The following is a 14,370-nucleotide window of genomic DNA, read 5'->3' as shown; positions in this document are numbered from 1 at the left end:
GCGCGGGTGACACCCGGCGGTTCTCACCCCTCCAGCAGCGCCTGACCCACATACTCGCCCTCCGCCGCCCCGCCCGGGACCGCGAACAGCCCGCTCGCCTCGTGGCGGACGAACGGCGTCAGCGCGTCGCCCCGGTCGAGCTTGCGCTGCACCGGCACGAAACCCCGCAGCGGATCGGCCTGCCAGCAGACGAACAGCAGGCCGGCGTCCGGTGTCCCGTCCGCGTCGATGCCGTCGTGGTACGAGAACGGCCGGCGCAGCATCGCCGCCCCGCCGTTCTGGTCGGGCCGCGTGATCCGTGCGTGCGCGTTGAACGGGACGACCAGATTGCCCTTGGCGTCGGTCTTCTCCAGGTCCATCTCGGTCGTCTCGTCACCCCCGGAGAGCGGGGCGCCGTCCGCCTTGCGCCGCCCGATGACGCCCTCCTGGTCCCTGAGCGACAACTTCTCCCAGTCGTCCAGCAGCATGCGGATACGGCGGACGACCACGTAGGAGCCGTTCGCCATCCAGGCGGGCTCGCCCTGCTCCGGCACGAAGATCCGCTCGTCGAAGTCGGGCTCCTCGGGCTTCGGATTGCGGGTGCCGTCGACCTGGCCCATCAGATTGCGGGTGGTCATCGGGCGGGCGGTGGCGCCCGGCGAGCGGTTGAAGCCGTTCATCTGCCAGCGCACCCGGGCCGCCGCACCCGCGTCCTTCTGCACCGCTCGCAGGGCATGGAACGCCACCAGGGCGTCGTCCGCGCCGATCTGCACCCACAGGTCCCCGTCGCTGCGGGCCCGGTCGAGGCGGTCGGAGGAGAAGGCGGGCAGCGGGTCCAGGGCGGCCGGACGCTGCTTCTCCAGCCCGGTGCGCGCGAAGAAGCTGTGCCCGAAACCGAAGGTCAGGGTGAGCGAGGAGGGCCCGGCGTCACGGGCCACGTCGCTGTCGCCCTCGGCGTCGAACTCCCCGGCCATCAGCCGCCGGGCGGTGTCGGACCAACGGCGCAGCAACGCGGCCGCCTCCTTGCGTCCGGCGCCGGGCACCAGGTCGAAGGCGAGGAGATGGCCGCGCGACTGGAGCGGGTCGGTGATGCCCGGCTGGTGTTTCACGTGAAACGGCACCTTTGTGGCGCCGACCGAGGTGAGCGGGGCGGCCCCGGAGGGCGCCGATGCGTACCCCACGGCACCCCCCGCTGCCCCGAGGACGAGCCCGGTGGCGCCGGCCGTGCCGAGCAGGCGTCGCCGCGAGATGCCCGATCCGGAGGCGGCGGATTCCGGCCGGGGCTCCTCCTCGGGGGTGAGGGCCTGCGACAGGGAAGGGTCAGCCATGGTGGTTCAGCCGATCTGAGCGTTCTTGGAGACGGTCACCTGGTCGATGTCGGAGGTCCGCACGGTCACCTCGACCTTCCAGTCACCCGCCATGGGGATCTGCACTCCGCTCGCCGACCAGTGTCCGGTGGTGATGCGGTCGGGGGTGACGGGCAGCGGCCCGATGTCCTGGGCGGCGAGGGTGAGGGCGATCTTCACCTCGGGCACGTCGACCGGTGTGCCGTCCGGTCCCTCGACGTAGACGTGCAGGGCGTTGTCACCGGCCTGGGCGGGGTCGAGGTCGACCGAGACGACGCCCTTGCCGTTCGTGCCGCCGGTGTCGAAGGGCATGGTCAGGCTCACCGCGCCACTGCCCTGCCCGGTCGCCGGGGCCGAGGACGAGGTGGCGGCGGCCGCCCGCGCGTCCTGCTCGGTGCGGCCCGGCTCGGTCTGCGTCAGCACCGTGGTGACGGCCAGCAGCACCACGGCGACGCCCGCCTCGGCGAGCACCGAGCGGCGCAGGCCGAAGCGGTTCGGGTCGGCGTCCCGCAGCCGCTTCTGCCGGGCGGCCTCCGTCGCGGCCCGCTGCCGGGCGAGCTGCGCGGCCCGTACGGCATCGTGTCCGGCCTCGGTCTTCCCCGCCTCGGAGGTCTCGGAGGTCTCGGACGCCGTGGCCGGAGCGGTACCGGCAGGCTGCTTCTCCTCCTCGGCCCTCTCGGCCTCCTCCGCCGCCGTGGATCCGCGCGCGTCGGCCAGCCGCCGGGTCCAGCGGCGCGACAGGAAGGCCACGGCGACCATCACGGCCACCAGCGCGATCTTGACGAGCAGCAGCTGTCCGTACCGGGTGTCGGTGAAGGCGGACCAGGAGCCGAGCTGCCGCCAGCTCTGGTAGACGCCGGTGACGGCCAGCGTCACCACGCTGCCGAAGGCGAGGCGCGAGAACCGCCGGACGGCGTCATGTCCGACCGGGGTCTCCACGGGTGCGCGGTGGAGCGCGACGAGGAGGGCGGTGAGCCCGCCCAGCCAGGCGGCGACCGCCAGCAGGTGCACCACGTCGACCGGCATGGCGACGCCCGCCTGGAGCCCTTGCGAGGCGTGCTCGGACATGGCCCAGCTCGCGGCCAGACCGGCCGCCACGACCGTCCCGCCGAGGGCCAGCCCGAAGGTCAGGTCCCGCTTGTCCGGCTCGCCGCCGTCACCGTCGCCGGGGTGATCCGGGGCAGCGTCCGCCGTCCGGGCGTACGCCCCGAACAGCACCGCGATGAACAGGGCCGCCGCGGCGAGCAGCAGCAGCCGCGACACCAGGGCCGCGCCCGTCTTGGTCTGGAGCACATCGCCCAGCAGCTCCAGGTCGAAGACGTCGCCGACCCTGCCGGAGGTGGTGTACGAGCCGCGCAGCATCAGCAGGCCCAGCGTGGCGGCGGTGAGCGCGAGCCATCCGGAGACGACCAGACGCTGGACCGCCCGCACCCGGGCGCCCGGCGCCCAGCAGGCGAGGACGAAGGCGGCGCCGCCTGCCAGTACGGCGAAGCCCGCGTAGGAGACGTAGCGGCCGAAGCCGTAGAGCAACCCCACGAGGCCGTCGTCGGAGGCCTGCGCGGAGACCGAGACGGTCGTCTCCGAGGGGGCGCCGATGGAGAAGGTGAAGGCGCCGGCGACCGGATGGCTGTCGGCGGACACCACCTGGTAGGCCACCGTGTACGTGCCGTCGGGCAGCCCGCTCACCAGCGGCACGCTGTACGTGGTGCCGCTGGGGTTGGCCGGGTCGCCCTTGTCCACCCGCTCGCCCTTGGGATCGAGCACCCGCACCGAGTCGTCGCCCACCGCGACCGGCTCCGAGAAGGTGAGCGAGACCCGCGTGGGCGCCGTGTCGACCACCGCCCCCTGCGCGGGGTCGCTGCCGGTCAGCGCGGCGTGCGCGGAGGCGGGAGCGGCCCCGGCGAGGAGCGCGCCGGCGACGGCCAGGATCAGCAGCACCAGGGTCCGTACGCGGGGGGCGATGATCTGGGTCACGGGGGTGTCTCCCTCAGTGTCCGGTCGTCGGGCGGTAGGTGGCCGGCTTCACCGGGACCTCGACCGTGACAGGGTCGGAGTGGGCGAAACGCAGCTCGACGGAGACCTTCTGACCCTGCTTCGGCTTGCGCTTCAGCTGCTCGAACATCAGATGGTTGCCGCCGCTCTCCAGCACGAGGCTGCCGTGGGCCGGGATGTCGAGGGACTCGACCTCGCGCATCGACCCGTCGACGGTCTCGTGCACGGTGACCTGGCCGGCGACGTCGCTGCTGACCGCGGTCAGCCGGTCCGCTGCGTCGCCGTCGTTGGTGATCGTGAGGAAGCCCGCGGCCAGGTCCGACACCGGCTGCGGCATGTACGCGGCCCCGACCGACAGCCGTGCCGAGCCGTCGTCCGAGCCGCCGCACGCGGTCAGGGCCAGGGCGCAGGACACGGCCAGGGCGGCGGCCGCGCGGTGCCTCACGGGTTCTCCCCCTTGATGATCCTGGGCAGGTCCTGGGCGTAGTCCTCGACGGTGGCGTCCTCGCCGTAGAGGACATAACCGCCGTCCGTCTTCGGGGAGAAGGCGATGACCTGGGTGCCGTGGTCGGAGACGGTCTTGCCGTTGTCGTCCTTGCGCGGCGGGTCGATGGAGATGCCGAGGGTGCGGGCGCCGGCCTGGATGGTGGCGAAGTCGCCGGTCAGACCGACCACCTGGGAGTCGATGCCCTTGAGCCACTTGCCGAGCTCGGCGGGGGTGTCCCGTTCGGGGTCGGTGGTGACGAACACGATCAGCAGCTGGTCCTGCTGCTCCTTCGGGAGCTGCTTCTTGGCCACCGCGATGTTGTTCATCGTCAGCGGGCAGACGTCGGGGCAGTGCGTGTAGCCGAAGTAGATCAGCGTGGGCCGGCCCGCGGTCCGCTCGCGGAAGTCGTACGGCTTGCCCTGGGTGTCGGTGAGGACGAGGTCGGGCTTCTCGAAGGGCTTGTCGAGGACGGTGGCCGCCTTCTGGCCGCCGGTCTCCTCGGAGACCACGGAGACGGGCGAACCGCTGTCGCCGTCGTCACCGCCGCAGGCGGTGAGGGTCAGCGGGACGACGGCGAGCAGAGCCGCCGCCGCGAGGGTCTTCTTGCGCATGGGATGGTCCTGAAGGTGGGTGTGCGGCGCGCACCGGGAGGCCGCGGGGCCGCGGCCGGCCCCGGCGCGCGCCGTGGAGAGGGGAGGCTCAGGCGGTGCGCCGGCGCCCGGCGAGCACGCCGTACGCGACGCCCGCGGCGCCGACCACGATGCCGACGACGCCCAGCACGCGGGCGGTGGTGTCGGTGCCGCCGGAGTCGTCGCCGGACGCGGCGGAGGTCTCGGCGGAGGCCTTCTCCGCGTCGTCGGACGCCTTGTCGTCGTCGGCGGCGGCGCCGTGCCCGTGGCCGTCCTCGGCGGGCGCGGTCAGGGCGAGCACCGGAGCCGGGTTGTCGGGCTCCTCCTGGCCTTCCTGCGGCACCTCGATCCAGCGGACGACCTCCTTGCTGGAGTACGTCTGCAGGGCCTTGAAGACGAGCTGGTCGGTGTTCTCGGGCAGCGTTCCGACGGACACCGGGAACTTCTGGAAGAAGCCCGGCTTGATCCCCTCGCCCTTGGCGGTCCAGGTGACCTTGGTGACGGCCTCGTCGATCTTCTTGCCGTGCACCTCGAGCGGCTCGGCCAGGCGCGACTTGGTGACCTTGATGTCCCAGCCCTCGACGGGCTGCGGCAGCACGGACGACAGGGGGTGGTCCGACGGGAAGGTGACCTCGAGCTTGGTGGTCGAGGCGTTGTCCCGCTCGTTGGGGACCTTGAAGCCGACGACCGCGTAGCCGCCCTTGGCGGCCTCACCCTCGGGCTGCACGCTCACGTGCGCGAAGCAGGGGGAGGACACGGCGAGGACGGCGGCGCCGGCGACGGCACCGGCGGCGGCGATACGGGAAGCCTTCATGGCAGAAGCACTCCGCTTCGTAGAGGTTTCACTGACGGTGAGGGATGCGCGGCGCGGACGGCCGGTCGTTCCTTCGGCGGGACGACGGCCGGGCGCACGCGGGCGGAACCGGCGCACACGCGTGCCGCACGGAGGCGCCCCTCAGCTCGTCCGGAAACCCCGGAACGGTGGGTCGCCCCGCGTCAGGCGGCGAGCGCGAGTGCGGAGGCGGAGGCCGGGGGACCGCGGCGGACCACCGTGTGGTGCAGCCCCGCGGAGCGCGGCGGGAGCGGTGCGAGCAGCGCGGTGCGCGGGGTGATCGGGCCCGCCTCGGGCGCGCCGGGGAGTCCGGCGCGCAGGGCCCGCACCAGGGCGAGCGCCCCGCGGAGCGACCGCACGAGGGCGCCTTCGGCGACACCCTGCGCGGACAGGTCGGCCAGGCGCAGCAGCGCCAGGTCGCCCCGGCGCAGCAGCCATCCCGCGGCCAGCGCGGCGAGGACGTGGCCGAGCAGCATCGGCAGCGACGGCAGCAGCGACTCCGCCGGTCCGGCCGTCACGGTCCCGGCCGCGTGGGTCCCGGTCCCGTGCGGGGTGATCCGGGCGTCGGCGAGGAGCCGCTGGGCCTCGGCCGGGCTGATCGCGCGGGGTCCGCACAGCAGGCGGGCGGCCTGGGCGACCAGGGCGGCGTCGGACGCGGCGCCCGTGGGCGTGCCGTGCTGCCCGAGACCGAACAGGGTGTGCAGCGCGGTCTGCCCGCCGGCCAGCAGCGCGGCGATCACCGGCAGCGGGCGGGTCCGCCCGGCGAGCGGCACGGCGACGGCGACGGCCGCGAGGAATCCCGCGCCGAGCGTCCACAGCGGGACGGCGTCGCAGGAGGCGAGCGAGTGACCTGCCCCGGCCAGCACGACACAGACCGCGGCGAACACCGCGGCCCGCAGGATCCGGAGTCCTCGTCCGGCGCGCGTCGTGCGCGGATAAGGGGCAGACATGGCGGCCTCATCATCGCACCAGCCGCCGGGGCGCCGTACGCCAGGTCCGCAAGATGAGGTACGACCGTAAGATCACCTGTGCGGTGCGGTGTCCCGCATACACCGATCGGCTCCCCGGTGCACCCGCCATATGGGCGGTCTCACGTCAACTTCGCGCTTACAGGTGACCACTCAGGGCAATACGTAACGGTATGTCGAGCCGCAGCCAGGAGGCTGGAGCATGAGCATCTGGTGGTCACTCCATCTGCGGCGTGATGCCGCCAGCGTGCCGCTCGCCCGGCGCCTGCTGCTCGGCACCATGGAGACCGCGGGCGTCGACCCCGAGATCTCCTACGACCTGTCCGTCGCCCTCAGCGAGGCCTGCGCGAACGCAGTGGAGCACGGCGGAGGCGGCACGCGCGACCACGCCTCCGAGGCGTTCCGGGTGACGGCCTACCTCGACGGCGAGAAGTGCCGCATCGAGGTCGCCGACGCCGGCCCCGGTTTCCCCGCCGCCGGGACCCGCCCCCGCCCCCAGCCCGTCCCCGCCGAGGCGGAGCACGGACGCGGCCTCTGCCTCATCGAGCAGCTGGCCGACCACGTCCACATCGGCAACAAGCCGGGCCGGGGCGGCGCGGTGGTGAGCTTCGACAAGATCCTGAAATGGCGCGAGGACGCGCCGCTGACGGCGGTGTAGCGCACAGGACGAGGGCCCCTCCCGGGTGATGCGGGAGGGGCCCTCGGCCGTACCGGCTGTCGTGCGGGTCAGCCGTCGGTGTTCGCCCTGCGGCGTCGCCACCAGACGAGTCCGGCGCCGGCCGCCACCGCCGCGGCGGCGATACCCGCGATCAGGCCGACGGGTGTGGTGTTACCGGTGTCGGCGAGGCCGCCGTCGGGGTCCTTCGGGCCGGGTGCCGCGGTGGCCGGGGAGGACGCGCTCGGCGACGGCTCCGGAGCCGACGGGGAGGGGGTCGGCGTCGGGTCCGGCTGTTCCGTACCGCTCGGGGTCGGGGTCGGGGTAGGAGTCGGGGTCGGCGTGGGCGTGCCGCCCTCGGAACGTCCGGCGCTGTTGCCGCCGAACATCAGGTAGCCCTCCTTGTGCGGGTCGTCGGCGATCGTGTCCACCGCGAAGCCGACCGTGCGGGGCTTGTAGCGCTGCTCGGTGCGGAAGCGCAGTTCCTCCATGTTGCGCTTGGGCTGCTTGGAGAAGTCGACTCCGCCCACGGTGTAGACGTAGACCTCTTCGCCGTTGCTCCACTCGTACTTGAAGGTGCCCTCGGTGAACGCCTTGTAGTACCGGTCCCAGACCTGCTTGCCCGTCCAGTCCTGGTGGGGCGCGCGCAGCGGCCAGCGGGACACGTCGTTGCTGTTGATGATCCTGCGGTACTCGGCCGGCATGTCCGCGGCGTTCTGGCGGACCCACTCGGCCGCCACGCGGGCGGTGTAGACGCGGCGCAGATCGGCGTAGTAGTCGCCCTCGTTGACCTTCTTCTCGACCAGCGGGGTGATGTAACGGTCGAGCACACGGTCGGACTGCTCTTTCTCCGCCTCGGACAGGTCGCAGCCCTCCCCGCCGGGCGGCTGCGTCGTGGTCTCCTGCGGCACCGTGGAGAGCTTCAGCGGTGTGTCCAGGATGTGGATCCCGCCGTTCTCCTCCCGCACGACGGCGGTCTCCGGCTCGATCCAGTACCGGAAGCCCGCCCAGCAGGGGAAACCGTTGCGCTGGGGCAGCGCGTTCATGAAGTCACGGCCCGCGTCGGTCTTGGGATCCATGGCCTTGAAGATGTCGTGCTTCAGCTCGAGGTCGGCCTCCAGCAGCACCCGGCCGGCATCCGTGCTGCCGAACTTCGCGTCGATGATCCGGTCCGGCTCGTCCGGGTTCAGGTTGACCCAGAACGTCGACGGGTCGAGGGCCAGCCAGGTGAAGAACGAGTCGGAGATCAGGTTGCCCTTCTCCTGGCCGCCCCATCCGGCCGCGTACTCGTCCTCCACCGTCTTGGCGGAGAACGCGTAGTTCAGCCCCTTGCCGCCCTTGCCCTTGCCGATGTACCGCAGGTCGAGCGTGGTGAAGTCGATGCCGCCGAGACCGCGGTTCATCAAGGAGCGCTGCCCGGTCCGGCCCAGGCGGTCGAGCTGCTCCTTGAGCGTCTGCGGGTTGGGCGGCGACTGGCGGATGACCTGGTTGCCCGAGCCCCGCGAGCCGGTGGAGGTGCCGTTGCCGGGCGACATGGTCGTGCCGTTCGCGCGGTACGGGCCGTTCTCGGTGCCCTTCGGCGGCACGCCTCGGTGGTGGGACTGGTAGTCGTAGGACCGGACCCGGTCCCGTCCGAGCGTGTCCTGGCCCGCTGTCCCCTTCAGCTCCGCCATGAACTTCTTGGCGTCGCTGGTCTGCTTCTCGGCGAACACGTAGGTGTACTTGTACGAGCGCCAGCCGGGGTTCTTGGCCCAGGCGCGGTCCGCGGGCTTCTCACGGCCGTCGGGGCTGCCGTTGGACTTGACCTCGACGATCTCCCGGGTGCGCTTGTTGTAGGCGTCCAGACGGCGCAGATGACGGTCCCCGGTGTCCGGGTCCGTGAAGTAGAACTCCTTCTCGCAGATCCAGTCCGGCCCCGTCAGGCCCATCTCCCGCACGACCTTGGCCATGAACGCCTTGCCGCGCGCGTCGAAGCCCTGGTTGGGGATGTAGACCTTCGACAGGTAGTCGGCGAAGTTCTTCCACCGCTTCTGCGCGTTGAAGCGGGCGTAGATGCGCCGGGGGTCGTCGTGGCCGTACTGCTTGTAGTCGGTGCCCGCGGCGTCCAGTTCCGCCTGGGTGGGGTTGAGGCCGTCGAACTGGAGGCCAGGGTTGACGTAGTCGTAGGTGTCCCACCGGTCCACCGCGCGAGAGGCGTCCCCTTGCGGCAGGCGGCCGGTGGGGACGTTCTTGATCCCGTACATCTCGTCGCAGCGCTTGCCGGGCTTCGGGCGCGGCAGCGGTGCGGCCTCGGCGGTGTCGAGCATGGGCAGGCCGGTGACGGCCATGACGGTGGCGCAGGCGAGCGCGATCACACCGCGGCTCACCACGCGCCATGAGCGTGCGCGTATGCGTGGTTTCACGTGAAACATCCCCCGGGGACCCACAGGTCCGTGCGTGCCCCGCGCGACCCCGGGCCCCCGTTGGTCGATGGTGTCGCGCAAGACCCGTCACACTAGGGCCTGGCTTCGCTCACGCAACCGGGTTTCACCGGCATGGCATGTGTCAATTCCGTGCAGACGCCGGGACGTTCCGGTCGCAGCGGGCGACTAGGCTTGGCAGGCGTGAGCGAGGACATGCAGGACGGGGAAGACGAGCACGCCGTCGCCGAGCGCATCGACACGGCGCATGCGGACAACCCGCGCCTGTCGGCGTGGCTGGCCGAACAGCAGGGTCGCTTCGCCGAGTGGGCCCAGCGGTACGGCGGCGGCTGGGACTTCTCCGAACGCTCCCTCGACCGGCTCGAGAGCCTCGTCCGGGAACACTTCACCGGCGTGGACGACCTGCTCGCCCAGGAGGACACGCTGTTGGCCCAGGTGGCCTGCTGGTACCTCGGAGAGGTGCACAACCGGTGCCGCGGAACCCAGTGGCGCATGGACCCGGACCCCGTCGGCACCCACCCGTGGTCCCGGCGTCCGTACGTGATCGTCCCGTTCGAGCGGATCGACGACTACCGGGACGAGGAAGGCATCGACTACGACGCCCGTCCTCAGCACGCCCCGCTGTCCAGCCTCATGAAGGTCCTGCGCGCACCCGCCGACCGCACCGGGGACGCTGCCGGAGTGCCGTCCCTCCGCGCCGAACTCGACGACTACGGTCCGCACGCCTGACGGTCCCCGCCCAACGCCCGACGGCCGGGCACGCCTGCATGCCCGGCCGTCGTACCGCGGTGATGTGCGTCAGCCCTTGAGGCCCGCCATCCACGCCTCCACCTCGTCCGAGCGGCGGGGCAGGGCGGACGACAGGTTCCGGTTGCCGTCCTCGGTGACCAGGATGTCGTCCTCGATGCGGACGCCGATGCCCCGGTACTCCTCGGGCACCGTCAGGTCGTCGGCCTGGAAGTACAGACCCGGCTCCACGGTGAGGACCATGCCCGGCTCGAGCGTGCCGTCGACATAGGTCTCGGTGCGCGCGGCGGCGCAGTCGTGGACGTCCATGCCGAGCATGTGACCGGTCCCGTGCAGCGTCCAGCGGCGCTGCAGGCCCAGCTCCAGCACCCGCTCCACCGGGCCCTCGACCAGGCCCCACTCGACGAGCCGCTCCGCCAGCACGTGCTGCGCAGCGTCGTGGAAGTCGCGGTACTTGGCACCCGGCTTCACCGCCGCGATGCCCGCCTCCTGGGCGTCGTACACGGCGTCGTAGATCTTCTTCTGCAGTTCGGTGTAGCGGCCGTTGACCGGCAGCGTCCGCGTGACGTCGGCGGTGTAGTACGTGTGCGTCTCCACGCCGGCGTCGAGCAGCAGCAGGTCGCCGGAGCGGACCGGGCCGTCGTTGCGCACCCAGTGCAGGGTGCAGGCGTGCGGGCCGGCCGCGCAGATGGAGCCGTAGCCGACGTCGTTGCCCTCGACGCGGGCGCGCAGGAAGAACGTTCCCTCGATGTAGCGCTCGCTGGTGGCCTCGGCCTTGTCGAGGACCTTCACCACGTCCTCGAAGCCGCGCACGGTGGAGTCGACGGCCTTCTGCAGCTCGCCGATCTCGAAGTCGTCCTTGACCAGCCGCATCTCGGAGAGGAAGACGCGCAGTTCCTCGTCGCGCTCGGCGGTGACCTTGTCGGTCAGCGCCGCCTCGATCCCGGCGTCGTAGCCGCGCACCACGCGGACCGGGCCGGTGGCCTCGCGCAGCGCGCCGGCCAGCTCGCGGACGTCGGAGGCGGGGATGCCGTACCGCTTCTCGGCCTCGGTGAGGGAGTGGCGCCGGCCCACCCACAGCTCGCCCTGCCCGTCCAGCCAGAACTCGCCGTTCTCGCGGTTGGAGCGGGGCAGGAGGTAGACCGTCTCCTTGTGGCCGTCGGCCGTCGGCTCCATGACGAGGACGCCGTCCTCCGTCTGGTTGCCGGTGAGGTAGGCGTACTCGACGGACGCGCGGAAGGGGTACTCCGTGTCGTTCGAGCGGGTCTTCAGGTTGCCCGCGGGGATCACCAGGCGCTCACCGGGGAAGCGGGCGGACAGCGCCGCGCGGCGGGCGGCGGTCTCGGCGGCCTGCGGGATCGGTTCCAGGTCGCGCAGCTCCGTGTCGGCCCAGCCGCTCTTCATGTTCTCGGCCAGCTCGTCGGACACGCCCGGGTACAGGCCGTTCTTCCGCTGCTTGACGGGCTCCTCGTCGGCAGTCTCCGGGGTCTCCGGCAGCTCCTCCGCCACGGTCATCCTCCTCGATACGGCACTGGACCACCCCCATCGTACGGTCGGGTGGAAACGGACGAACCGGGGAAGTGCCTGTTACCTCGGGGGCACGCGGAGTGAGCGGCGCGTGTGCCGGGCGGGTCAGTCGAAGCGCGCCGCGAGCAGCACCACGTCCTCCGAGGTGTCCGACTCCTCCGCGCCCTCGGGCAGCACCGCCCGCAGCACGTGGTCGGCGACGGCGCCCGGGTCGCGGCGCAGCGCCCGCGGCACCCCGGCCGCGGCGGCGTGCAGCCGGGCGAAGGCGCGGTCGGTCGGGTCGCCGGTGCGGTGCAGCAGCCCGTCGGTGTAGAGCAGCACCGTGTCGCCCGCCTCGGCCTGCACCTCCACGCTGGGCGCCTCCCAGCAGGCGAGCATCCCGAGCGGGGCCGAGACCGAGGTCTCCACGAACTCGGTGCGGCGCTCACCGAGCAGCAGCGGCGGGCTGTGCCCCGCCCCGGCCAGGGTGATCCGGCGCACCGCGGGCTCGCAGTAGCCGAACAGCGCGGTGGCCGACCGGGCCGGCTCGGTCAGCCGCAGCAGCAGCTCCAGGTCGGACAGGACGGCGACCGGGTCCTCCCCCTCCATCACGGCGTACGCCCGCAGCGACGCCCGCAGCCGGCCCATCGCGGCGACCGCGCTGGGGCCGGAGCCGGTGACGGAGCCGACGGCGAGACCGAGCGCGGCGTCCGGCAGCGGCAGCGCGTCGTACCAGTCGCCCCCGCCGCTCGGGCAGGTGCGGTGGCGGGCGGCGAGCTGCACGCCGGCCACCCGCGGCAGGCGGGAGGGCAGCAACTCCTCGGTCATCGTGGCCATCGACGCGCGCGTGTGCTCCAGTTCGAGGAGCCGGGCGAGGTGCTCCGCGGCGTGCCGGACGTACAGACCCACGAGGTGGCGCTGCCGCTCGGCGGGTTCGGCGGGCTCGTCGTAGAGCCAGACGACGGCGCCGAGGCGTCCGGCGGAGTCGGTGGCGAGGGGAAGGGCGTAGCTCGCGGCGTAGCCGAGGCGGGCGGCGACCTCGCGGTGCCGGGGGTCGAGGCCCTTCTCGGCGAACAGATCGGGCTCGGTGACACCGTCGTCCCCGCCGGGCAGCCCGTCGAGGATCCGGGTGTGCGGCAGGGCGCCGCGCGGCACCGTCTCCATGTGGCCGAGGTCCGCGCGGCCCAGGCCGTAGCCGGCGGTGGTGGACGGCCCGCGGCCGTCGGCGGGCTCCAGGGCGACGAGCCCGCGCCGTGCGCCCACCAGGGCGGCGCCCGCGCGCAGCAGTTCGTCCAGCGCGGCGTCGAGCGTGCCGGCGCGGACCAGGCGCTCGGTCAGTTCGTGGAGGGTCGTGAGGTCCGAGACCCAGCCGGCGAGGCGGTCCTGGAGCAGCGCGCCCGGAGCGTTCTGGGGGTGTGCCGCGGTTGACGGGGCGGTACCCGTGGCGGGCGCGACAGTGTGTGCGGGGGAGGGAACCGTTGAATCGATTCCGGCCACTTTCGGAGGGTGCGGAGCGTTCATGGCGTCCGGCTTTCCGGCCGGTACGTACTGCTCAAAAGCATCGCAAACCCCCATGTCGTTCTGCGTCGCCGGCAGTGTCTCCACATGTACACGTACTCGTGAGGAGATGTCCAGCATTGTCCTGCTGGAATTCCTGGTGTCCGTGTGACGGGGGAGAACTCCCGGCGGACCTCTTGCCGAAATTCGAAGTTGGCTTGAAACTGCCTCAGGGGGAGGCTTACTGCGGTCGACTGGCCTTGCTCGACGGAGCGTCACAGCGGTCGTGATGGGTACGTACTCGGAGAAGGCCAGGGGCGGTTAGGGAATCGCCCGGGAACCTGGCGACGGACCCGGGCGTCTTAACCACTGACGACCGTGCCCCATCCTCCCGTGGCGGAGGCGGAGAGAACCACGCGCGACGGTAAACGCCAGACTTCGCCACCCCACGCCGTACCCGTACTTCTGATAAACGCTGTATGGGTGGAACGGCCGCGGAGGCAGCCCATGCCCGGCCCTTAGGGGTTCCCCCTGCCCGGCACGGGGGTGTGATGCGCCAACAGGTACGCACAGTGAAGTGATCGACACATGACGTGAGTGGTCCACGGTGTTGCCAGGCGTGCAACGGAAAGGAACGAGCGCTCATGCGCGAGATCCTCGGAAGGCGACGCAGGCTCCTGTCCCGGCGCGGTGACGAAGGGCCCGATCTGATCGGTGCGGCCCTGACCTTCGCCGCGGAATGGCAGTGGCCCGTCCTCCCCGGCGTGGCGGCCGACCCGCAGGACGGGTCCCGCTGTGCCTGCCCCGACCCGGAGTGCACGGTGCCGGGCGCCCATCCGTTCGACCCCGGCCTTCTCGCCGCCACCACCGACGCGCGGATGGTGCGCTGGTGGTGGACCAACCGGCCGACGGCGCCGATCGTGCTCGCCACCGGCGGCAAGGCCCCGTGCGCGGTGTCCCTGCCCGCCCTGCCGGCCGCCCGCGCGCTCGCCGCGCTGGACCGCCGGGGGATGCGGCTCGGCCCGGTCGTCGCCTCGCCCTCCCGCTGGGCGATCCTCGTCGAGCCCTACTCCCTGGAGCAGCTGGGCGAGCTGCTGTACGCCCAGGACTTCGTCCCCGGCTCGCTCCGCTTTCACGGCGAGGGCGGTTATCTGGCCCTGCCCCCGTCCGTCACCGCACAGGGCGAGATCCGCTGGGAGCGGGCGCCGCTGCCCGGCTCGGCGTCGCCCTGGGTGCCCGGCGTCGAGGCCGTGGTGGACGCGGTGGTCGACGCCCTCACCCGTACGGGTGTGAGCGCCCCCGAGATGTAGGC

12 protein-coding genes are annotated in these 14,370 nt (G+C 72.4%); 3 read left to right on the top strand and 9 right to left on the bottom strand.

What is annotated here, in order from left to right:
- Positions 1-23 precede the first annotated feature (23 nt).
- The 6 genes from efeB to ACP7TJ_RS15705 all read right to left on the bottom strand — a co-directional run bounded on the left by efeB (position 24) and on the right by ACP7TJ_RS15705 (position 6,215).
- Positions 24-1,307, bottom strand: a complete 1,284-nt coding sequence (gene efeB / locus ACP7TJ_RS15730; protein WP_425822364.1) for an iron uptake transporter deferrochelatase/peroxidase subunit — start codon at positions 1,305-1,307, stop codon at positions 24-26.
- Between the two features lie 6 nt (positions 1,308-1,313).
- Positions 1,314-3,299, bottom strand: coding sequence for a copper resistance CopC/CopD family protein (locus tag ACP7TJ_RS15725; protein ID WP_427763562.1), 1,986 nt, complete (start codon positions 3,297-3,299; stop codon positions 1,314-1,316).
- Between the two features lie 13 nt (positions 3,300-3,312).
- Positions 3,313-3,762, bottom strand: coding sequence for a copper chaperone PCu(A)C (locus tag ACP7TJ_RS15720; RefSeq protein ID WP_093764229.1), 450 nt, complete (start codon positions 3,760-3,762; stop codon positions 3,313-3,315).
- Positions 3,759-4,415: an SCO family protein gene (locus ACP7TJ_RS15715; protein WP_266547434.1), complete on the bottom strand. Its 657-nt coding sequence runs from the start codon at positions 4,413-4,415 to the stop codon at positions 3,759-3,761. The genes ACP7TJ_RS15720 and ACP7TJ_RS15715 overlap by 4 nt, the downstream gene beginning before the upstream one ends.
- 88 nt (positions 4,416-4,503) lie before the next feature.
- Positions 4,504-5,247 (bottom strand): YcnI family protein, encoded by a 744-nt coding sequence (locus tag ACP7TJ_RS15710; protein WP_367549095.1) that lies wholly within the window; start codon positions 5,245-5,247, stop codon positions 4,504-4,506.
- A gap of 182 nt (positions 5,248-5,429) precedes the next feature.
- Positions 5,430-6,215: a hypothetical protein gene (locus ACP7TJ_RS15705; RefSeq protein WP_367549094.1), complete on the bottom strand. Its 786-nt coding sequence runs from the start codon at positions 6,213-6,215 to the stop codon at positions 5,430-5,432.
- Positions 6,216-6,435: 220 nt separating this feature from the next.
- Here ACP7TJ_RS15705 and ACP7TJ_RS15700 point away from each other — a divergent pair, with 220 nt between their 5' ends.
- Positions 6,436-6,891 (top strand): ATP-binding protein, encoded by a 456-nt coding sequence (locus tag ACP7TJ_RS15700; RefSeq protein ID WP_093764225.1) that lies wholly within the window; start codon positions 6,436-6,438, stop codon positions 6,889-6,891.
- A gap of 68 nt (positions 6,892-6,959) precedes the next feature.
- Here the strand turns inward: ACP7TJ_RS15700 and ACP7TJ_RS15695 are convergent, their stop codons facing one another.
- Positions 6,960-9,257, bottom strand: a complete 2,298-nt coding sequence (locus ACP7TJ_RS15695; protein ID WP_401407264.1) for an LPXTG cell wall anchor domain-containing protein — start codon at positions 9,255-9,257, stop codon at positions 6,960-6,962.
- A gap of 234 nt (positions 9,258-9,491) precedes the next feature.
- On the opposite strand from ACP7TJ_RS15695, the gene ACP7TJ_RS15690 reads away from it, so the two are divergent.
- Entirely contained in the window at positions 9,492-10,037 is a 546-nt protein-coding gene (locus tag ACP7TJ_RS15690) for a hypothetical protein (RefSeq protein ID WP_318295863.1), read from the top strand.
- Between the two features lie 69 nt (positions 10,038-10,106).
- Here the strand turns inward: ACP7TJ_RS15690 and ACP7TJ_RS15685 are convergent, their stop codons facing one another.
- Together ACP7TJ_RS15685 and ACP7TJ_RS15680 are read right to left on the bottom strand one after the other, a co-directional pair.
- Positions 10,107-11,570 (bottom strand): aminopeptidase P family protein, encoded by a 1,464-nt coding sequence (locus ACP7TJ_RS15685; protein WP_093764222.1) that lies wholly within the window; start codon positions 11,568-11,570, stop codon positions 10,107-10,109.
- Between the two features lie 117 nt (positions 11,571-11,687).
- The gene (locus tag ACP7TJ_RS15680) at positions 11,688-13,199 is read right to left on the bottom strand and encodes a PP2C family protein-serine/threonine phosphatase (protein WP_093764221.1); all 1,512 of its coding nucleotides are present in this window, start codon (positions 13,197-13,199) and stop codon (positions 11,688-11,690) included.
- A gap of 503 nt (positions 13,200-13,702) precedes the next feature.
- Between ACP7TJ_RS15680 and ACP7TJ_RS15675 the strand changes: the two genes are divergently transcribed.
- On the top strand, positions 13,703-14,368 hold the full coding sequence (locus ACP7TJ_RS15675; RefSeq protein ID WP_167741414.1) for a bifunctional DNA primase/polymerase: 666 nt from the start codon (positions 13,703-13,705) through the stop codon (positions 14,366-14,368).
- Positions 14,369-14,370: the final 2 nt, after the last annotated feature.

It is taken from the genome of Streptomyces sp. DSM 41931, from assembly GCF_050271085.1.
GTDB lineage: Bacteria > Actinomycetota > Actinomycetes > Streptomycetales > Streptomycetaceae > Streptomyces > Streptomyces albogriseolus.
The sequence above is the reverse complement of the archived record's forward strand: the minus strand, read 5'-3'. Positions and strand labels throughout refer to the sequence as shown.